This is a genomic window from Streptomyces thermolilacinus SPC6 (genome assembly GCF_000478605.2).
Taxonomy (GTDB): Bacteria; Actinomycetota; Actinomycetes; order Streptomycetales; family Streptomycetaceae; genus Streptomyces; species Streptomyces thermolilacinus.
In genome coordinates this window covers 5,910,227-5,929,734 of sequence record NZ_ASHX02000001.1, presented here as the reverse complement: position 1 = coordinate 5,929,734, position 19,508 = coordinate 5,910,227, and the positions used below count along the sequence as shown (strand labels likewise).

Here is a 19,508-nt window from a genome sequence, read left to right as displayed (position 1 = left end):
GCGTCAGTTCTTGAGGCCGGTCGTCGCGATGGAGTCGGTCAGATAGCGCTGGAGGAGACCGAAGACCAGCAGGCAGGGCAGGACCGTGATGGTCGCCCCGGCCATGATCTGGTTGACGGCGACGTTCTCCCCCTCCAGCGTCGCGAGGCCCACGGTGAGGGTCCGCATCTCGGAGGACTGGCCGATGACCAGCGGCCACAGGAAGTCGTTCCAGTGCCACAGGAAGACGAACACGCCGAGCGTCGCCAGGACCGGGGTGATGAGCGGGATGACGACCGTGGTGTAGATCCGCCACTCGGACGCCCCGTCGATCTTAGCGGCCTCGAACAGCTCGTCGGGCAGCTGCATGATGAACTGCCGCATCAGGAACACGGCCTGCGAGTTGGCGAGCGTCGGCACGATCAGTCCCCAGTACGTGTCCACGCCGCCGAGCCGGGACACGAGGACGAAGTACGGGATGAGCGTCGCCTGGAACGGGACCATCAGCGTCGCCAGGAACGCCCAGAACAGCACCTCCCGCCCCGGGAACCGCTTCTTGGCGAAGGCGTACCCGGCCATGGACGAGAACAGCAGGATCAGCACGACCGAGACCAGCGAGTACACGAGGGAGTTGGCGGCCCAGCGGCCGATCTCCGCGCCGGACAGCACGGCGGAGAAGTTCTCCCACGTGGCGCGCGTCAGGTCGAACGCGCCCGGCAGGGTCTTCCCGCCCGGCGGCGCGAACGCGACCAGCACCATCACCACGAACGGCGTCATGGTCACCAGCGCCACCAGGGCCAGCAGAACCGGCAGCCGCACTCTCGCCATCAGTCGTCCCGTCCGATCAGCCGCCGCTGGATCAGCGAGAACACCAGGACCACCAGGAACAGCACCAGGCCCAGCGCGCTCGCGTAGCCGAAGTCGAAGAACTTGAAGCCCGAGTCGTAGAGGAAGTACACGAGGGAGTAGCTGGCCCGCACCGGACCGCCCGCCGTCATCACGTACATCGCGTCGAACACCTGGAACGCCCCGATCGCCTCGATGACGAGGACGAAGAACAGCACGGGGCGCAGCAGCGGCAGGGTGACCCAGCGCAGCCGCCGCCAGCCGGTGGCGCCGTCGATGACCGCGGCCTCGGTGACCTCGCGCGGGATGGACTGGAGTCCGGCGAGGAGGATCAGCATCGAGTAGCCGAAGCCCTTCCAGGCGGACGTGGCCGCGATGGCCGGGAGGACGAGGCGTTCGTCGCCCAGGAAGTCGACGGGGCCGAGGGAGAGGACGCCGAGCGCCGCGTTGAGCAGGCCGTCCTCCACGTCGTAGATCCACTTCCAGATGACGGCGGCGAGGACGATGCTGGTGACGTACGGGAGGAAGAACACGCCGCGGAAGAAGCCGCGTGCCCAGACCGTGCGGTGCAGCAGCAGGGCCGTGCCGAGCGACAGGGCGACCGTCAGCGGCACGAAGAACACGGTGTACAGGGCGGTGACGCCGAGGCTGGACCAGAACAGGTCGTCCTGGAGGAGCCGGGCGTAGTTCTCGGCGCCGATGAACCGCCAGTCGCCGCTGAGCCGGTAGTCGGTGAGCGACAGGAACGCCGCGCCGATCGTCGGGCCGAAGCGGAACACGACGAACAGCAGCAGCATCGGCGCGACGAACAGCAGCCCGACGCGTGCCTCGCGGCGGCGGACCGGCCGCGCCGGCCGGCCCGCCGGGAGTGGCGGGCCGGGTACGGCGACGGGCTCGGGGGTCGGTGCGGTCCGCTCACCGGCCGTGCCGGCCGTCAACGCTGCCGTGCCAGCAGGTCGTCGGCCTGCGCGGCCGCCGCGTCCAGGGCCTCCTTGGGGCTCTTGCGCCCGGTCAGCGCGGCCTGGATCTCGGGGGCGATCAGCGACATCAGCTGGCGGGCGACGGGGCTGGGCTCACCGGGGTACGCGAAGGGCAGCGCCTCCTGGAACTGCTTGGCGTACGGGGCGTCGCTGGGCACGGTCACGTCGGTGCGGGGCGACAGGAAGCCGCTGGCCTTGCCGAGGCTCTGGATGCGGGCCGGGTCCGCCATGAACGCGAGGAACTTCTCCGCGCCCGCGACGTTGCGGGACTTGGCGTTCAGGCCGAGGCCGCCGGGGACGCCGAAGGACACCTGCTCGACGTTGCGCAGGGGCTTGCCGACGACCACGTTCTCGGCGCCCCAGGTCTTGCGGGCCAGGTCGGCGTCGGCGAGGGTGCCGGAGAAGCCCATGGCGACCTGCTGCTCGCCCAAGGGGTGGTCGGCGAAGATGTTGGTGTTGGTGAGGGCCGACTTGGGGACGGCGCCCGCCTCGTAGAGGTCGGTGAGGAAGGTGAGGGCGGCGACGCCCTCGGGCCCGTTGAACGCGGCCTTCTTGCCGTCCTCGGAGAACACCTTGCCGCCCGCCTGCCACAGCAGCGGATAGAAGTTGAGGTTGAGGGTCGCCTCGTTGCTCGCCGAGTAGTCGAGGGTGGCGACCCCGGCGCGCTTCAGCTTGGGCGCCGCGGCCTTGATCTCGTCCCAGGTGGCGGGCGGCTTGTCGATGCCGGCCCGGTCGAGGAGCTTCTTGTTGTACAGCGTCGTGGTGACGGTGTGGTAGATCGGCACCGCGTAGAGCTTGCCGTCGTGGGTGAGCGCGTCGAGCGCGTTGGGCAGGAACGATTCCTTGATGCCCTCGACGGCCTTGTCCACGGGGCGCAGGGCGCCGTTGCCGAGGTACTGCGGGACCTGGTCCGGGTTGAGGAGGACCACGTCCGGGCCCTTGCCGCTGCCGAAGGCCGTGGCGAGCTTCTCGTCGCGGTTCTCCCAGGGCTGTTCCTCGATGGTGAGCTTCGTGCCGCTGTGGGCCGCCTCGAAGTCCTTCTCGATCTGCGCCCAGTAGGCGGAGTTGGCCTTGGGGTCCGCGATGACGGGATACATCCAGAGGGTGACGTCGTTCGGTCCGGACCCGCCGTCGCCGCCGCCGCAGCCGGCCAGCAGGGAGGCCGCGGCGATCAGGGCGATAGGGGTGATGGCGCGCTTGAAGCCTGTCGTCATGTAGGGCCTCCGCAGGGCCTGAGAAGGATACGCGAGCCCGGTCACTTTCGGTCGGGGCCGAAAGTAACCGGGCAGAAATCGGGCTGTCAATGGCACGGTGCGCGTGGTGTCAGGGGCGTACATCGCCCGGTTTCAACGGCGTACGTCTTCGTCGGCGTGGCCTCCGGCGGCCCGGCGTTCGACGGCCAACGTCTTCAGCGGCGTACGTCGACCTTGTACAGCTCGGGCCCCCGGCTGAGGTACAGCCACCCCTCGTGGGCGGCGAGCCGCCGGTGCGGGAAGTTGACCAGCAGGTGCGGGTCGCGGTCCGGGAACAGCGGGTCCACCCGGAAGATCAGCGCGCCGTCCACGGAGACGTACAGCTTGCGGCGGCTGACCACTATCGACCCGTCGTTGCTGCGGGTGCCCAGTTCGAGGCGGTGCAGGATGGTCGGGCCGTCCGGGTCGATGGCGAACAGCGAGTGCCCGGAGAGCGCCCAGACCACCCCGCCGACCACCTCGACGGCGCTGACCGACGCTATGCCCTGGACCAGTTCGAGCTCCCACAGCTTCTCGCCGCGGGTGACGTCCCAGGCGAAGACGGCACCTGCGGTGCGGGTGGGCGGGGTGGTGCCGAGTCCGCCGAAGATCGACGCGCCGCCGTAGACGACGCCGTCGTCGGCGGTGAGCGCGATGATGGACATGTCCTGGACGACGTTGCGGGTGAACGTCCACTCGCCGGTGGCCTTGTCGTACACCGCGAGCCCGCCGCCCAGGCGGTTGCCGTCCGGGACCGTGCCGACCGCGATCTTCCCGTCGGCCTCGGCGAGGCAGCGGGCCCGCGCCTGGAGTTCCGGCTTCAGGGTGACGACGACCTCGGGGTTGGCGGGGGTGCCTGGCGGGCCCTCCGGGGAGTACTCGGGGCTGTTCCACGGCTGGTCGGGCCGGTAGCGGAACAGCCGGGCGTCGGGGTACTGGCCGATCCAGACCGTGCCCTCCGAGTCCCGGAGGATGGCCTCGATCTGACCGAACCGGTGGAAGGACGGCGTGCCCGTGACGGTGTTCACGGCGGACAGGCCGCCGTTGAGGAAGCCGCCCGCGTAGATGGTCCGGCGCCCGCCCGCCGCGAGGGCCTGGATGTCGATGGGCTCCTTGCGGACCTTGGTCCCCAGGACGGCGTGCGCGCCGGTCGTCGGGTTGTACCGGAACATGTCGCCGCGCCACAGGGTGCCGACGACGCTCCGGCCGGGGTAGTCGGGCAGGCCGAGCTCGGCCCAGCCGAAGGAGCGGGCGTTCTGCACCTTGCCGCTGAGGACCAGGCCGGTGCCGGTGTTCTCGCCGGTGGCCGGGTCGTAGCGGCGCAGTTCGCTGCGCTGGAAGAAGTAGACCGCGCCATCCTCTCCCGGCGGGCAGACGCTCAGTCCGTGGACCTCCGGGATGGGGTCCGACCAGGTGCGGGTGGCGAGGTCGAAGACGTACAGCGGGTTGGGGGCGTCGGAGCCGATGCGGGCGTACAGCCGGTTGTCGTACGCGTTCAGGTCGTAGACCGGCTTGCCCGCGATCGTGCCGAGGCCCGGCGGGGTGGGGAGCCGGGTGAAGGTGCCGGTGGCCGGGTCGAGTTCGGCGATGTGGGCGGCCGCGTAGGAGCCGCTGTACACCTTGCCGCCCGCGCAGGCGATGCTGCGCACGTACGTCTGGCCGGGGACGGCCTGCCCGAAGTCGGTGAAGGCGCGGGTGGCCGGGTCGAAGCGGAAGACCTTGCCGCCGGGGAACGTACCGCCCCAGACCTTGCCGTCGGCGTCGGTGGCCAGCGCCCAGATGAACGTCTGCCCGGCGGCCGGGAGGCCCAGGTCCTCGGCGGTGTCGCCGGAGCCCGGGGTCCAGCGGTACAGGTGCGCGTTTCCGTAGGTGCCCGCGTAGACCCCGCTGGGGGCAGCGGTGACGGCCCAGGCGCCGTCGCCGCCGGTGAGCGGGGCGCTGACCAGCAGGTCCCCGGTCGTCGGGTCCATGGCGTTGAGGCGGGCGGGCTTGCCCGTCGAGGCGTTCCACAGGGCCTGCTTGCCGGTGGGTCCCGGGGCGACGGCGCCGCCGAGGAGCAGGACGTCGCTGAGGGGGATTCCGATGAGCTGGGGTTCACGCATGAGCTGGCTCCCGGCTTCGGCGTGGGCTTCGGGAGAGGAGGGCAGGAGGGTGGCGGAGATTACTGCGGTCGAGCCGGCGAGGAACGCGCGTCGCGTCGCCACAGAGGGAACACCTCCCTGGAAGGAGAGAGTTACGGCACTAGCCGAAAGTGATACGCCGCAGCTCATGGGCCGTCAACGGTACGCGTCGCCCCTGCGGTGTTCTGATCCGACACACGGCCGCCCCGCACACGTCACCGGGAGGGGCGACACCGTGGTCACGGGGTGTGCGGCGCCCTCCGGGCCGTGGTTTCGGCGATTTTCGGCCAAGTCGTCGGACAGTTGGAGAGAAACGTTCCCTCGGCCATTCGGACGCGCACGGGCCGACGACCGGAACCCGACGGCGGACACGGTGCCATTGGTACAGTCGGGATACGGACTGCCCGGCCACGAGGGGGCGAGGGACCATGCCGGTCGATGAACTGGACACACGGATCCTCCGGCTGTTGATCGAACAGCCACGCACAAGCGTGCGGGAGTACGCGCGGCTCCTCGGCATCGCGCGCGGCACCCTCCAGGCGCGGCTCGACCGGCTGGAGCGGGACGGCGTGATCACGGGTACGGGCCCGTTCCTCTCCCCCGCCGCGCTGGGCCACCCGGTGCTCGCCTTCGTGCACGTCGAGGTGACGCAGGGGCACCTCGACGAGGTGGGCGACGCGCTCGCCGCCGTACCGGAGATCGTGGAGGCGTTCTCGATCACCGGCGGCGGGGATCTGCTGACGCGGGTGGTCGCGCGGGACAACGCTCACTTGGAGGACGTCATTCAGCAACTCATCCAGCTCCCGGGCGTCGTACGGACGCGGACGGAGGTGGCGCTGCGCGAGCGGGTGCCGTTCCGGCTGCTGCCGCTGGTGGAGGCGGTGGGCCGGGACGCGCGGGCGTCCCGGACCGGCGGGGGTGAGGGCCGGTGACCGCCGTCGTCTTCGACCTGGACGGCACGCTGGTGGACAGCGAGCCGAACTACTACGAGGCCGGGCGCAGAGTGCTCGCGGCCTACGGCGTGACCGGCTTCGACTGGGAGCGGCACACGGACTTCATCGGCATCGGCACGCGCGAGATGCTCCAGGCGCTGAAGGCGGAGTACGGCATCGACGCGCCGCTGGAGGAGCTGCTCGCCGGGAAGAACCGGCACTATCTGGAGCTGGCGCGCGCGGCGACCGAGGTCTTCCCCGAGATGCGACTGCTGGTGGAGCGGCTGCACGCCGACGGGGTGCCGATGGCGGTCGCGTCCGGCTCCTCCCGGGCGGCCATCGAGGCGGTCCTGGCCGGCACGGGCCTGTCCGGCTACTTCCGCGTGCTGGTCTCCGCCGAGGAGGTCCCGCACGGCAAGCCGGAACCGGACGTGTTCCTGGAGGCGGCCCGCAGGCTGGGTGCCGACCCGGCCGAGTGCGTGGTCGTGGAGGACGCCCCGCCGGGCGCGGAGGCGGCGCACGCGGCGGGCATGCGGTGCGTGGCGGTGCCGTACGTCCCCGCGACGGCGGACGCCCCGGCGTTCCGCCTGACGGGCCTGCTGTTCCCGGGCGGCCAGAGCACGTTCCGCGCGTCGGAGGCGTACGACTTCGTGCTGGGCCGCGCGGGGGCGTGGGGGTAGCCGGGGGCGGGCAGCCGGGACGGGACCGCCTGTTGCGTCACAAGCGGGCTACGGGTGTGCGGCCCGCTACTGCTCCGCCGGTGACGCCTGGTCAGATGTTTCCTGTCACAACTGTCGTCGCAGAACCGCGTTCGTGCCGGGTCCGAGGTGAAGGGGCAGGCTCGCGCGGCAGCCTCGAAAGGCCGTCCGTCCGTTGAGCCGCATCCGGGCCGTCGACGACGGCTTGGTCCGCGGCGTCGCCGGGGGACGGAAGGCACGCCCGCGGCCGCCCCGGTCGAGTGGTCGCGGGTCGTGGCGGGCCCGGCCATCGGCCGGTCCCGCCGCCCCGGCTCGCCATCCGGGCCGGGGCGGTGCCGTGTCATGCCGGGTCGTGTCGTCAGCGCTGCGGTGTCAGCAGACCCGGTCGGTAGGGCCACTGGCCGTAGTCGCCGCCGGATCGGGGATCGCGTCCCTGGTAGAGCAGGCGCAGGTCGCAGGGATCGACCGTGAAGGTCTGATCGGCGCTGGTGCGGATCAGTTCGCCGTGGCTGATGTCGTTGGTCCAGGTGGCGCCGCTGTTGGCCTTGCCGGCGAAGGGGTTGCTCTCGGTCGTGGCCTGGGGCGTCCAGGTGCCGTTCAGGCTGGTGGCCGTGAACGAGCGGAAGTACCGGCCCTGCGAACCGATCGCCTCGACGATCATGAGGTATCGGTCCTGGCCCTGGAGCTTGTAGACCTGCGGGGCCTCGAACAGGTTGTTCGTGGTGTCGCTCATGACCACCGTCGAGGTCGTGCCGAAGCTGCCGGGGAAGTTCCCGATGGGCATGCTCGCCCGGTAGATCCTGCCGTTGTCGCCGGCGAAGAACAGGTACATGTTCGTGCCGTCACCGATGATCGTCTGGTCGATGGGACCCGTCGGCGAGTTGGCGATGGTTCCGGAGAACAGCTCCCGCTCCGCCGACCAGCCGTTCGGGTCGGTGGGGTCGGTCGAGGTCCGGTAGGAGAACGCGGTCCTGCCCCACTGGTAGGCGAGCACCCAGACGTCCTTCGGTGCGAAGTAGAAGAGGGTGGGCGCGACGACGGAACTCGACATCGTGTTCTGGCCGGCCGAGGCCATCTCCGACCAGTCGGTGAAGGGGATGAAGTTCATCGAGCCCCAGCCCGTTCCCGTTCCCGCGGCGCCATGCGTCGTCGCGTAGACGAGGTGCTTGCCGTTGTGGGGGGCGACGGTGAAGTCCTTGAGCGAGGCCCACCCGGCCTTGGGCTGTGCCAGCGCGCCCGTGGAGGACCAGCGGTACGTCGAGGGAAGGGCGCAGGTGCCGGGGGTGCCGCCGGCAATCTTGACGAGCCGCCACTGCTGGTTGGCGCCAGCCCAGTCGTCGTACTGGACGACGTTCGCGCCCTCGGCGGTGGAGGCGCCCTGCACTTCGAGGGCCTTGCCACTGTGGCGGGCGATGAGCCGTACATGGCCGTCCGTGCTGTCGGCGAGCCGCCACTGCTGGTTGGCGCCGTTCAGGTCTGTCCACTGGACGATCGCGCCGCCGTTGGCGGTGGAGAAGTTGTGGACGTCCAGGACCTTCCCGGAGTGGCGGGACTTGACGCGGTAGTAGCCGTCGCCGGAGGGGACGAACTGCCACTGCTGCTGGTTCTGGTCGTTCCTGGTCCACTGGGTGATGCGGGCGCCGTCGCCGGTCGCCAGATTGTAGACGTCCAGGGCCTTGCCGCTGCCGCGATTGACCAGCACGTACCAGGCGCTGCTATCGACGGTCGCCGCCGCGGCGGGCGGGGCGCTGACGAGAGCGGCCCCCAGCAGCAGGGACGACAGCACCGCGAGGACAAGGCTCAGGGCCAGGGGTGGGCGGCGAAATCTCATCAGAACAGCTCCTTCGGGAGTCGGGGGTGCGGTGACGGGGACGAACCGTGCGGCGGCCACGCCGGGAGGGCGGGGACGGGACAGGGCTGGAGAAGGCCGCACAGGCCGTGGAGCGGGACCCGCGGGCGTTCCGGCCGCGACGCCTCGCCGTGATCGAGGTGGGAGGGGTCCCCGGTCCAGGCGCCGAGCCCGTCCAGCATCGGATCCATCTGGGTGGATGCCGTGGCCCAAGGCCGGCCCACCGCCCTCGCTCCGCCGGGTTCCGCGCCAGAGCACGGCGTCGTACGCGTCGTCGCGGTACCAGTCCGTGACGCACCGCGCGATTCGGGGTCGGCCCGGGGCCCCGGTCGCGAGCCGGTCGCGCGGGTACCGGGCCCCGGAGCCGTACCTGTACTGGCACACCGCGCCCGCGACGGTCGGGCCCTCGACGGCTTGCGTGCGCGGGTGCACGAGGTCCGGGAGCCGCTCCGTGAGCATCGAGCGACCGTGAACGTCCCGGAGATCTCCGGGAAGAGGGACTTGCCGGGCTCGGTCGCGGCGATGCTCCAGCACGCGAAGGACACCATGCCCCCGGCCCCCGTCCCGCCCTCCGGTTCGTCGGCGCCGCAGGCTGCGGTGGGGGAGACGGAGAGGGCGGTCGAGCCCGAGGGCGCCAGGAACCTTCGTCGGCTCGGGAGGGTGCCGGCCATGGGGACCTCCGGGGTGGGGTGCCGGTTCGCGCCGCGCCCGAAACATTTCGAAACACTCTCGAACTCAGCGCTGCCACAAACTAGGAACGCGCGGCTTGCGGGTCAAGACCTCGCCCCAGAATGCTGACGCGTCAGGCCTGCTGTGAGGTTGACAGCTGGTTCGAGCCCCCGGAAACTCGTCGAAAGTTTGCGATACCTATCGCAGCCCAAGGTGTCCGCACAGGGAGAGAAATTGAGCGAGCAGCGCCCGACCCTGGCCGTCATCGCCGCGGAGGCAGGGGTCTCGCAGGCCACCGTGTCCAAGGTGGTCAACGGCCGCTCCGATGTGGCCCCCGCGACGCGCGAGCGCATCGAGGGTCTGCTGCAGGCGCACAACTACCTCCCGCCCGGCCGACAGGGCAGAGCCCGCAGATCGGGTCTCATCGACCTGATCATCGGTGGTCTGGACAGCGCGTGGGCGGTGGAGATCCTGCGCGGTGTCGAGGCCGAGTGCGCCCAGCGGAGCGTCGGCACCGTCGTGTCGCTCGTCCCGCCGGGCGAGGCCGCGTCGTCCAGTTGGACCGCGCTCCCGGCCCTGCACCACAGCGACGGCGTCATTCTCGTCACCGCCTCGGTCACCCGCGCCCAGCGCGCCCAGGTCGAGCGGACCGGGGCGGCGCTGGTCGTCATCGACCCGATCGACCTGCCGGGCGGCGGCGTGCCGAGCGTCGGTGCGACCAACTGGGCGGGCGGCCTCGCGGCCACCGAGCACCTGCTGGAGCTGGGGCACCGCCGGATCGCCGCGATCGGCGGGCGCAAGGAGATGCTCTGCAGCCAGGCCCGCATCGACGGGTACCGGGCCGCCCTGGAGCGGGCCGGGATCGAGGTGAACCGCGATCTGATCCGGTTCGGCGACTTCCAGCACGAGGGCGGATTCCGTTGCGCCCAGGCGCTGCTCGCCCTCCCGGAGCCGCCGACGGCCGTCTTCGCCGGTAGCGACCAGCAGGCGATGGGTGTGTACGAAGCCGCCCGGCAGTGCGGCCTGAGCATCCCGCAGGACCTCAGCGTGGTGGGCTTCGACGACCTGCCGATGTGCGACTGGCTGTCACCGCCGCTGACGACGGTGCGTCAGCCGCTGGAGGAGATGGGGCGGGTCGCGGCCCGCACCCTGTTCCAGCTTCTGGACGGCCAGCCCCTGGTCAGCCCGCGGATGGAGCTCTCGACCGAACTCAAGGTCCGGCTCTCCACCGCCCCGCCTCGTCCCTGGGGGAACCCTTGAACGGGCCCTGGCGCGACCCCCGTCTCCCCGCGCCCGTGCGCGTCGTCGATCTGCTGGGAAGGATGACCCTCGCGGAGAAGGCGAGGCAACTCGCGGATACTGGGCGCTGCCCTCGGAGCCGGGAGCACCCGCCGTGCCGATGGAGGACGACGTCGGTGAACCGGCGCCCGGTCTCGACGACATCCTCGCCCACGGGCTCGGCCAGCTCACCCCGGGCGTACGGCACCGCCCCGGTCACCGCGGAAGCCGGGACGGAGCGCCTCGCCTCGCAGCAGCGGCGGGGGTCGGATCAAGTCGCTTCGGGTTCCGGCCGCCGCTCACGAGGAGTGCCTGACCGTGCGCTCCAAGGCTCGGCGGGCACACCGTCTGGAGTTCGGTGGGCCCGCTTCCGTCCACGACGACTTCACCGCCCTCTCGGCGGACTGGAGCACCCTGCGCAGCCCGCGCGCACCGTTCCGGACCACCGGCGGCGCTCTCAGCCTCCAGCTCCGCGCCGGGCGCTCTCCGCATGGTTCGACATCACGTACCCGCATCGGCGCGGACCGCCGTGACGGCGGTAACGTCGGCGGGCGGCGCCCGCAACGTGCCAACGCCCCGGAGACTCGCTCGGAGGGGCGCTCGTCCTGGGGAACATTCGGTAAGAAACTCCCGGACCGGGCCTGGATTTCTACGCGCCCGCCCCAACGAAAAGATTCGGACGCCTCAATGGCTGATGTTCCGCAGGCGCCTTCCGCGTCGAAAGATTTCGACGCGGAAGGCGCCCACTGATTCCTCTTCCGGCCTCTCTCCGAGTGGCGGGAATTCGAAACTCCTTCGAAATCATTGACATGCTCACGCCGTTCTTCCCAGACTGAATCCCGAGGCGGTGGTACTTCTCCACTGTCGTGCCACGGTGCCGGTCTCGAATCGCCACGCCCTGCCGGCACGCACTCCTTTCGTGGGGGCGCGGACAGCGCAGACGCGAATTCCTTCTGCCGCGCTCGCACCCTTCCGTGATTTCCGCCCTGGAGGCTCAGCCATGCGCTCCCCTATCGTTCGACCGCCCAGGCTCCGCAGAAAAATCGGCGGCCTGTGCGCGGCACTGATCGTCGGCGTCCTCGGTTCGGCCACCGTCCTGGTGGCGCCGGACTCCCAGGCCGCCGAGAGCACGCTCGGTCGCGCGGCGGCCCAGAGCGGCCGCTACTTCGGCACCGCCATCGCCTCGGGCAAGCTCGGCGACTCGACGTACACGACGATCGCCGCCCGCGAGTTCGACTCGGTGACGGCCGAGAACGAGATGAAGATCGACGCCACCGAGCCGCAGCAGGGCCAGTTCAACTTCACCGCCGCAGACCGCGTCTACAACTGGGCCGTACAGAACGGCAAGCAGGTGCGCGGCCACACCCTGGCCTGGCACTCCCAGCAGCCCGGCTGGATGCAGAACCTCAGCGGCAGCGCGTTGCGCCAGGCGATGATCAACCACATCAACGGCGTGATGGCCCACTACAAGGGCAAGATCGCGCAGTGGGACGTCGTGAACGAGGCGTTCGCCGACGGCACCTCGGGAGCCCGGCGCGACTCCAACCTGCAACGCACCGGCAACGACTGGATCGAGGTCGCCTTCCGCACCGCGCGCGCCGCGGACCCGGCCGCCAAGCTCTGCTACAACGACTACAACGTCGAGAACTGGAACTGGGCCAAGACGCAGGCCATGTACGCCATGGTCCGGGACTTCAAGCAGCGCGGCGTGCCCATCGACTGCGTCGGCTTCCAGGCGCACTTCAACAGCGGCAGCCCGTACGACAGCAACTTCCGCACCACCTTGCAGAGCTTCGCCGCCCTCGGCGTCGACGTGGCCATCACGGAACTCGACATCCAGGGCGCCTCCCCCACGACCTACGCCAACGTGACCAACGACTGCCTGGCCGTCCCGCGCTGCCTCGGCATCACCGTCTGGGGCGTGCGGGACACCGACTCCTGGCGAGCCGAGCAGACGCCGCTGCTGTTCAACGGCGACGGCAGCAAGAAGCCCGCCTACACCTCCGTCCTCAACGCGCTCAACGCCGTCTCCCCCGGCCCCACCCCCACTCCGACGCCGCCCCCCGGCTCCGGACAGATCAAGGGAATCGCCTCGGGCCGCTGCCTGGACGTGCCCGGAGCCAGTACGGCCGACGGCACCCAGGTCCAGCTGTGGGACTGCAACAACCGCGCCAACCAGCAGTGGACCCACACCGCCACAGGCGAGCTGCGGGTCTACGGGGACAAGTGCCTGGACGCCGCAGGCACCGGCAACGGCGCCAGGGTGCAGATCTACAGCTGCTGGGGCGGAGACAACCAGAAGTGGCGTAACTCCGACGGTTCCATCGTCGGAGTCCAGTCCGGCCTCTGCCTCGACGCCGTCGCCAACGGCACCGCCAACGGCACCCAGATCCAGCTCTACTCCTGCTGGAACGGCGCCAACCAGCGCTGGACCCGCACCTGATCCGGTGCGGTGGCACCGGCACCATGGAGGGGGCCGGGATGATCCTGGCCCCCCTTCGAGGAGCCTCCTCCGGCGCCTCGTCCCGCGCCGTACGCACCTCCGCGGAACGTCTGAGCCGCCCGTTCACGGCGCCTGGCGCCCCTGAGCGCTGCGCGCTGCGCGCTCCGGGGCGCTGCGGGGCGGCGTAGCGGTGCGCCGGCGCCCGACGATCTCATACCACGCACGTCCTCACCGCGTCGCCCGCTCGGGACGGGACCACACGACGCGTCCGCCGTCAGGAAACCGAGGTACAGCCATGCGCCACACCATCCGCGCCCTCGTCGCCTCCCTCGCCGCGCTGCCACTCGCGCTCGCCGTCGCACCGCCCGCCCACGCGGCGGACCCCACCACCATGACCAGCGGCTTCTACGTCGACCCCCACTCCAGCGCGAAGCAGTGGGTCGCCGCCAACCCGGCTGACGGCCGGGCCCCCGCCATCAACGCGTCCGTGGCCAACACGCCCACGGCCCGCTGGTTCGGCGCCTGGAGCGGCACCATCGGCACCGCCACGGGTGCGTACACCGGGGCGGCGGACCACGCGGACAAGCTGCCCGTCCTGGTCGCCTACAACATCCACCTCCGGGACTCGTGCGGCGGGCACTCCGGAGGCGGAGCCTCGTCGCCCTCCGCCTACGCGACCTGGATCGCGCAGTTCGCCGGGGGGATCGCCAACCGCCCGGCCCTCGTCGTCCTCGAACCCGACTCCCTCGCGGACTACGGCTGCCTGAACCAGAACCAGATCCGGGAACGCCAGGGCATGCTCAGCGGCGCCCTCGCCGAATTCAACCGCCAGGCGCCCAACACCTGGGTCTACCTCGACGCGGGCAACCCCGGCTGGGTGAACGCGGCGACGATGGCCCAGCGCCTCCACGAAGCCGGGCTCCGCCAGGCCCACGGTTTCTCCCTCAACGTGTCGAACTACTACACCACCGCCCAGAGCAGCGCCTACGGCAACGCCGTCAACAGCGAACTGGCCGACCGCTACGGCTACACGAAGCCGTTCGTCATCGACACCAGCCGCAACGGCAACGGCTCCAACGGCGAGTGGTGCAACCCCGCGGGCCGCCGCATCGGCACTCCCACTCAGCTGGGTGGCGGCGCCGAGATGCTGCTGTGGATCAAGGTGCCGGGCGAGTCCGACGGCAACTGCGGCGTCGGCTCCGGCTCCTCGGCCGGACAGTTCCTCCCGGAGGTCGCCTACAGAATGGTCTACGGCTACTGACATCCGCTCCGGTGGCCCGGCGGCGCCGGGCCACCGCCGCACAACGTCGGTCCTGACCGGCTCGGTCAGCCAGAGAGCTGAGGCGGACATCGCGGTCCAGGTAGTCCCTGCCGTCCCAGATCACGAGTCGTAGCGTTCGGTCACCACCATCGCCGTCCCCGCGCGTACTGCTCCCGCCTCCGAGGAAGTTCCCGGGAAGTCCGCGAGTCCTGCCCGCGACCCGTTCTTCCCTGCCTCCAGTTCGGATCGGATCGCCCTACTGGCCGTGCCGGGGAGAGCCGCCACGGCACTGTCCAGGTCGGCGAGCGCCTGGTGAAACCGCGGGCAGACATACTCGTACCACAGACTGTGGGCGCCGCCGAGAAGAGCGGTGCCGGCTGCAGGGTCGGTCAGCGCGGCAAGGTGCGTGCACGGGTAGTAGCCCACACCCCGTTCCCGGCGGTCGCGGATGCCGACAGGGAGGGTGGCGAAGGCCGAGATCCGATCGAGGGCGTCGACGTCATCGCCCGGCCCGCCTGGTCCTGACCCCGGCGGGCGTGTCCCCGGCCACGTGGTCGGGCCTGCGCAGAGACCGGAACGGGTCGTCCAGCCCGGAATGGTGGCGGAACTCGGCTGTCACTGGGATCCGTATCCTGCTCGACTCGCCGGGCGACCGGGAGAACCACGCGTACGACTCCTTCCGAGGCATGCCCGCGCCCGGCGGGCGGGCGCGGGGCCTGGAATCGGCACTTGCCTTGGAGTCCTCTCCAACTTCTAACGTCACCTCCGCCGGACCGGAGTCAACCGCCCGGCGCACGCTTCTCCCCCTCCCTCAAGGAGCTTTGTCATGCGTTATCGCGCTCTCGGCGGCACGGGCATCGAGGTCAGCGCCTTCTGCCTGGGGACCATGATGTTCGGCGCCGTCGGAAACCCCGACCACGACGAATGCGCGGCCATCCTCCACGCGGCGCTCGACGCGGGCGTCAACTTCGTGGACACCGCCGACATGTACTCGGCGGGCGAGTCGGAGACCATCGTCGGCAAGGCGCTGCGGGGCCGCCGGGACGAGGTGGTCCTCGCCACCAAGGCGCACTTCCCCATGGGTGAGGGCCGCAACCGGAGCGGCAACTCCCGCCGCTGGATCGTGCGGGCAGTGGAGGACAGCCTCCGGCGGCTGGACACCGACTGGATCGACCTGTACCAGGTGCACCGGCCCGACCACACGACCGACGTGGAGGAGACCCTGTCGGTGCTGGGCGACCTGGTGCGGGCCGGGAAGATCCGGGCGTTCGGCTGCTCGACCTTCCCGGCCTCCGAGATCGTCGAGGCCCACCACGTCGCCGAACGGCGGGGGCTGATGCGCTTCCGTACGGAGCAGCCGCCGTACTCGCTGCTGGCGCGGGGCGTCGAGGCGGACGTGCTGCCGGTGGTGCGACGGCTCGGAATGGGCGCGCTGACGTGGAGTCCGCTGGCGTCCGGTTTCCTGAGCGGCCGTTACCGCAAGGGGCGGCCGATCGACCTGGGCAGCGGCCGGGCGGCCCTGACACCGCACCGGTTCGACCCCGCGCTGCCGGTGACGCTCGCGAAGCTGGACGCGGTCGAGCAGCTGGTGGCCGTGGCGGACGGGCTCGGCGTCACGCTGCCCGAGCTGGCGCTGGCGTTTCCCCTGGCGCACCCGGCGGTCACGTCGGTGATCATCGGCCCGCGTACGCGCGAACAGCTGGAAGACGCGCTCAAGGGGGCATCGCTCGTGCTCGACGACACGGCCCTGGACCGAATCGACGAGATCGTGCCGCCGGGCACCGACCTCTACCGCCCCGACGGCGCCTGGCAGCGCCCGTCCCTCACCATCACGACGATGCGCCGCCGCTACCCGCTGGAAGACCGCCCGGCCTCCTGACCGCCCGACGTCAACCGGCCGTGCGCCCGTCCGGTGGGCGAGCGCCCGACGGCGGGGCGCCACACTCACGCGGGGCTGAGTCGGCCTGATCACCTGGTGCGGCCGGGAGCCGCCTTCCCAGCCGCGGCTGCCTCAGGCCTACCCCAGGAAGCTGGGGCGGACCTCGCGGTCCGGGTTGTCCTCGTCGGTGTCCGCCAACCTCTGCGAAGGCAACCCCCAGGGCAGCTGCGACGAGCAGCACGCCCCGGCCCGTGGACCGCGCGGGAGCACCGCCACCGCGACCCCCGCGCTCCGTGCGGAACCGGCGACGGCTCCCAGCATGCGGCGTACCGGCTGGCGGCCGGCGGCCGGCGCCCGGCTTCGCGGCCGTGCCCCCGCGGGGACCGGGTCAGGCACCGGTGTGCACGGCGTCGCCGCGCAGGAGGGTTTCCGCGGGGGCGTGGGCCGGGTCGGCGCCCTGATCGGTGACGCGGTTGTGCCCGTCGACGAAGAGCACACGCGGGCGCAGTTCACGGGCCTCGGTGTCCGTGACGGTGACGTAGGCGACGATGATCACCAGGTCGCCGGGGGAGACCAGCCGCGCGGCCGCGCCGTTGATGCCGATGACACCGCTGCCGCGGGGTCCCTCGATGGTGTAAGTCGACAGTCGGGCCCCGTTGTTGATGTCGACGATGTCGACCTTCTCTCCGGGCAGGATGTCGGCCGCTTCCAGCAGGGCCGCGTCGATGGTCAGCGAGCCCACGTAGTGCAGGTCGGACTGGGTGACGGTGGCTCGGTGGATCTTGGACTTCAGCATGGTGCGCAGCATGGGGACGCGGCCTTCCGGTGAGAGTGGAACGACCCTTCAGGAGTAGCCGCGGGCGCCGGGCACTCACAAGCGGACCGTTCGGGTATGTCAACGCGTCCGGCGTCTGGTGCGCGCCGTTGACACTCCCGGCACCCGGCGAGCCCGCATAGCTTGGCGGGCGTCGGAGAGCGCCGAGTGCCGGGAGGTGGAAACGCGGTGCGTGCTTCCCGCTGTCAGAGCAGCCCGATCTTGATCGCGGTGATGACCGCGGTTGTCCGGTTGGGCGCCCCCAGCTTCAGCAGGATGGAGCCGACCAGGCGCTTCGCTCCGTGCGCGGATATGCCGAGGCAGCGGGCCACCTGCTTGTTGCTCAGCCCGTCGGCCAGGAGCAGCAGGGTCTCGGTCTCCCGTGGAGTCAGCGGGATCGTGACCGGCTCCGCGTCCCTGCGCCGGCTGCGGTTGCTCATCAGCAGACGCTTGGCGAGCGAGGCGGGCATGGGCACCTCGCCCATGGCCAGCCGCTGCAGGGCGTTCTCCAGCGAGCGCGCGGAGAGGGAGTCGAGCGGAAGGAATCCGTCGGCGGGAAGTGAGGCTAAGTCGGCGCCGTTGCGGTCGTACAGGTCATTCCCCAGCACCAGGACGGGCGGCAGGCCGTCGCGCTGCCTCTCGTCGAACTCGCCGAGCAGTCCCCACTGTTCCGCCGCGACGATCAGCACGTCATAGCCCTCGGCGGCCACCGCCACCGATTCGGCGTCCAGGGGAAGCGCTCGTACGGTCCTCACATCCGGCAGCTTGCGCAGCACCGTCTCCATCCCGGTCCGCACCACTTCGCTTTCGATGAGGATGGCTACATCGAGCGCGTCCTTGGACCCCTCAGCCGTTATCGGTCCTGCACTTCGGTCCTGCACCAGTATTCCCCCGCGGCTCAAACGTTCACCAAGTTAAACATCGGACAATCCGACTACGCAAGACGTTTCTGCAACCTTCAGCAACTCTTTTCGTGGTCTCACCAAGAAGGACGGCAGATGGAGCAATCGCCCGCAGCCGCCGCGGATATGGCGGATCGTCAGGAGTCACTCGCCGACTGGTTCCGCCGCGGTCTCGCGGTGAATCCCGAGGGCGTCGCGGCCCGTGACGCGACCACACGGCTGACCTACCGCGAAATGGACCGCCTGGCCCTCGCGCTCGCCGGTCTGATCCGCCGGACGGTGCCTCGGGCAGAGCGGATCGGTGTGCTGATGGACCGTGGCGCGCATGCCTACGCGGCCCTGCTGGGCGTCCTGTACGCGGGCGCCACCGTCGTTCCCATGAACCCCGAGTACCCGGCGGAGCGCACCCGCTTCATGGCGGAGTCGGCCGGGGTCCAGGCGGTCGTCGCGGACACCACCGGGCGGGCGGCGGCCGGCTCCTGGGGGGAGGTTCCGGTCGTGCGCGCCGAGGACTGGTTGGGCAGCCCCGGGGAGGGGCTCCGGTCACCCGAACCCCCGGCGGAACTCGCCTACATCGTCTTCACCTCGGGGACCACAGGCCGGCCCAAGGGCGTGCCGATCGCCCAGCGGAACATCGCGCACTACCTCGAAGTGATCCACGCACGCTACGCGTTCACCCCGGACGACGTGTTCTCGCAGATCTCCGACCTGACCTTCGACCTGTCGGTCTTCGACCTCTACGCCGCCTGGGGCGCGGGCGGTTCGGTCGTCACCGTGAAGCCCGCCCACTTCCTGCGGGTGGCACGGTTCATCGCCACCCACGGCATCACCGTCTGGCTGTCCGCGCCCAGTCTGGTAGCCCTGCTGCGCAGACACTCCGCGTTGGTTCCCGGCTCCCTCCCCGGCCTGCGCTGGAGCCTGTTCTGCGGCGAGCCGCTGCTGGAGCGGGACGCCGCCGACTGGCTCCGGGCCGCGCCCGGTTCCACGGTGGAGAACCTCTACGGCCCCACGGAAGCGACGATCACCTGTTGCGCGCACCGCTACGTTCCGGAGGCGTCCGCGCGGCTCGTGGTGAACGGCGTGCTGCCGATCGGCGCCCTGCACCCGGGCCTGGCGGCCGTCGTCGTCGACCCCGACGCGCCGGAGGAGGAGAACCCGCACAGTGACGGGGAGTTGTGCGTCACCGGTCCCCAGACGTTCGGCGGGTACCTGGATCCGGCCGATGACGAGGGCCGCTTCCTCACCCTCGGCGGTCGGCGCTGGTACCGGACCGGTGACCTGGTCCGGCGGCTGCCCGGCGGGGAACTGGCCTTTCTCGGGCGGCGCGACCACCAAGTCAAGGTCCGTGGACGGCGGATCGAACTCGCGGAGGTCGACTGGGGGTTGCGCCGCTGCGCCGGGGTGCGCGAGGCCGTGACCGTGCTGGTCGACGGTCATCTCGTGGGCTTCTGTACCGGAACGGACGCCGATCCCGGCCTGATCCTGAAAGAGCTGGCCGGGATCCTGCCGAGTCACAGCCTGCCCCGTCGCGTGGTCGTGCTGACGGAGTTCCCGCTCACCCACAACCGGAAGATCGACCGGCGGGCCCTGACCGAACTGGCCCGCACCCCGGCGTGACGCGGGGGT

General features: G+C 70.8%; 14 protein-coding genes. 7 read left to right on the top strand and 7 right to left on the bottom strand.

All coding sequences use genetic code 11. The features are described from left to right. Window positions 1-3 precede the first annotated feature (3 nt). The 4 genes from J116_RS25745 to J116_RS25730 form a co-directional block, all read right to left on the bottom strand. Window positions 4-807, bottom strand: a complete 804-nt coding sequence (locus tag J116_RS25745) for a carbohydrate ABC transporter permease (protein WP_023589961.1) — start codon at window positions 805-807, stop codon at window positions 4-6. Then, window positions 807-1,763 carry a carbohydrate ABC transporter permease gene (locus tag J116_RS25740; RefSeq protein ID WP_023589960.1) on the bottom strand — a complete coding sequence of 319 codons (957 nt, stop codon included), beginning with the start codon at window positions 1,761-1,763 and terminating at the stop codon, window positions 807-809. Before J116_RS25740 ends, J116_RS25745 begins: the two co-directional genes overlap by 1 nt. Then, window positions 1,760-3,019: an ABC transporter substrate-binding protein gene (locus J116_RS25735; protein WP_023589959.1), complete on the bottom strand. Its 1,260-nt coding sequence runs from the start codon at window positions 3,017-3,019 to the stop codon at window positions 1,760-1,762. The genes J116_RS25740 and J116_RS25735 overlap by 4 nt, the downstream gene beginning before the upstream one ends. Before the next feature lie 194 nt (window positions 3,020-3,213). Further along, window positions 3,214-5,139: a ligand-binding sensor domain-containing protein gene (locus tag J116_RS25730; RefSeq protein WP_023589958.1), complete on the bottom strand. Its 1,926-nt coding sequence runs from the start codon at window positions 5,137-5,139 to the stop codon at window positions 3,214-3,216. A gap of 446 nt (window positions 5,140-5,585) precedes the next feature. On the opposite strand from J116_RS25730, the gene J116_RS25725 reads away from it, so the two are divergent. Both J116_RS25725 and J116_RS25720 read left to right on the top strand, forming a co-directional pair. Beyond that, the gene (locus J116_RS25725) at window positions 5,586-6,089 is read left to right on the top strand and encodes an Lrp/AsnC family transcriptional regulator (RefSeq protein ID WP_023589957.1); all 504 of its coding nucleotides are present in this window, start codon (window positions 5,586-5,588) and stop codon (window positions 6,087-6,089) included. After that, a complete protein-coding gene (locus tag J116_RS25720) occupies window positions 6,086-6,769 on the top strand; it encodes an HAD family hydrolase (RefSeq protein ID WP_023589956.1) in 684 nt (227 codons plus the stop codon). Before J116_RS25725 ends, J116_RS25720 begins: the two co-directional genes overlap by 4 nt. A 376-nt stretch (window positions 6,770-7,145) precedes the next feature. Here J116_RS25720 and J116_RS25715 read toward each other — a convergent pair whose 3' ends face one another. Then, on the bottom strand, window positions 7,146-8,618 hold the full coding sequence (locus J116_RS25715) for a non-reducing end alpha-L-arabinofuranosidase family hydrolase (protein WP_028964523.1): 1,473 nt from the start codon (window positions 8,616-8,618) through the stop codon (window positions 7,146-7,148). A gap of 921 nt (window positions 8,619-9,539) precedes the next feature. Here J116_RS25715 and J116_RS25700 point away from each other — a divergent pair. The 4 genes from J116_RS25700 to J116_RS25680 all read left to right on the top strand — a co-directional run bounded on the left by J116_RS25700 (window position 9,540) and on the right by J116_RS25680 (window position 16,166). Beyond that, on the top strand, window positions 9,540-10,565 hold the full coding sequence (locus J116_RS25700) for a LacI family DNA-binding transcriptional regulator (protein ID WP_023589952.1): 1,026 nt from the start codon (window positions 9,540-9,542) through the stop codon (window positions 10,563-10,565). A gap of 1,018 nt (window positions 10,566-11,583) precedes the next feature. Continuing rightward, complete coding sequence (locus J116_RS25695; RefSeq protein WP_023589951.1) at window positions 11,584-13,026, top strand: endo-1,4-beta-xylanase; 1,443 nt, start codon at window positions 11,584-11,586, stop codon at window positions 13,024-13,026. A gap of 295 nt (window positions 13,027-13,321) precedes the next feature. Next, window positions 13,322-14,287: a glycoside hydrolase family 6 protein gene (locus J116_RS25690; protein ID WP_023589950.1), complete on the top strand. Its 966-nt coding sequence runs from the start codon at window positions 13,322-13,324 to the stop codon at window positions 14,285-14,287. Window positions 14,288-15,113: 826 nt separating this feature from the next. Then, a complete protein-coding gene (locus J116_RS25680; protein ID WP_023589948.1) occupies window positions 15,114-16,166 on the top strand; it encodes an aldo/keto reductase in 1,053 nt (350 codons plus the stop codon). A gap of 388 nt (window positions 16,167-16,554) precedes the next feature. Here the strand turns inward: J116_RS25680 and panD are convergent, their stop codons facing one another. Further along, complete coding sequence (panD, locus tag J116_RS25670; protein WP_023589946.1) at window positions 16,555-16,974, bottom strand: aspartate 1-decarboxylase; 420 nt, start codon at window positions 16,972-16,974, stop codon at window positions 16,555-16,557. A 212-nt stretch (window positions 16,975-17,186) separates the two neighbouring features. Continuing rightward, complete coding sequence (locus J116_RS25665; RefSeq protein WP_023589945.1) at window positions 17,187-17,780, bottom strand: helix-turn-helix transcriptional regulator; 594 nt, start codon at window positions 17,778-17,780, stop codon at window positions 17,187-17,189. Between the two features lie 228 nt (window positions 17,781-18,008). Between J116_RS25665 and J116_RS25660 the strand changes: the two genes are divergently transcribed. Next, on the top strand, window positions 18,009-19,499 hold the full coding sequence (locus J116_RS25660) for an amino acid adenylation domain-containing protein (RefSeq protein WP_023589944.1): 1,491 nt from the start codon (window positions 18,009-18,011) through the stop codon (window positions 19,497-19,499). Window positions 19,500-19,508: the final 9 nt, after the last annotated feature.

Bases quoted from the DNA above. Each gene is read 5' to 3' on its own strand.
- J116_RS25725 (WP_023589957.1), top strand. From the start codon at position 5,586: ATGCCGGTCGATGAACTGGACACACGGATCCTCCGGCTGTTGATCGAA.
- panD (WP_023589946.1), bottom strand. From the start codon at position 16,974: ATGCTGCGCACCATGCTGAAGTCCAAGATCCACCGAGCCACCGTCACC.
- J116_RS25730 (WP_023589958.1), bottom strand. From the start codon at position 5,139: ATGCGTGAACCCCAGCTCATCGGAATCCCCCTCAGCGACGTCCTGCTC.
- J116_RS25735 (WP_023589959.1), bottom strand. From the start codon at position 3,019: ATGACGACAGGCTTCAAGCGCGCCATCACCCCTATCGCCCTGATCGCC.
- J116_RS25745 (WP_023589961.1), bottom strand. From the start codon at position 807: ATGGCGAGAGTGCGGCTGCCGGTTCTGCTGGCCCTGGTGGCGCTGGTG.
- J116_RS25695 (WP_023589951.1), top strand. From the start codon at position 11,584: ATGCGCTCCCCTATCGTTCGACCGCCCAGGCTCCGCAGAAAAATCGGC.
- J116_RS25715 (WP_028964523.1), bottom strand. From the start codon at position 8,618: ATGAGATTTCGCCGCCCACCCCTGGCCCTGAGCCTTGTCCTCGCGGTG.
- J116_RS25680 (WP_023589948.1), top strand. From the start codon at position 15,114: ATGCGTTATCGCGCTCTCGGCGGCACGGGCATCGAGGTCAGCGCCTTC.
- J116_RS25690 (WP_023589950.1), top strand. From the start codon at position 13,322: ATGCGCCACACCATCCGCGCCCTCGTCGCCTCCCTCGCCGCGCTGCCA.
- J116_RS25660 (WP_023589944.1), top strand. From the start codon at position 18,009: ATGGCGGATCGTCAGGAGTCACTCGCCGACTGGTTCCGCCGCGGTCTC.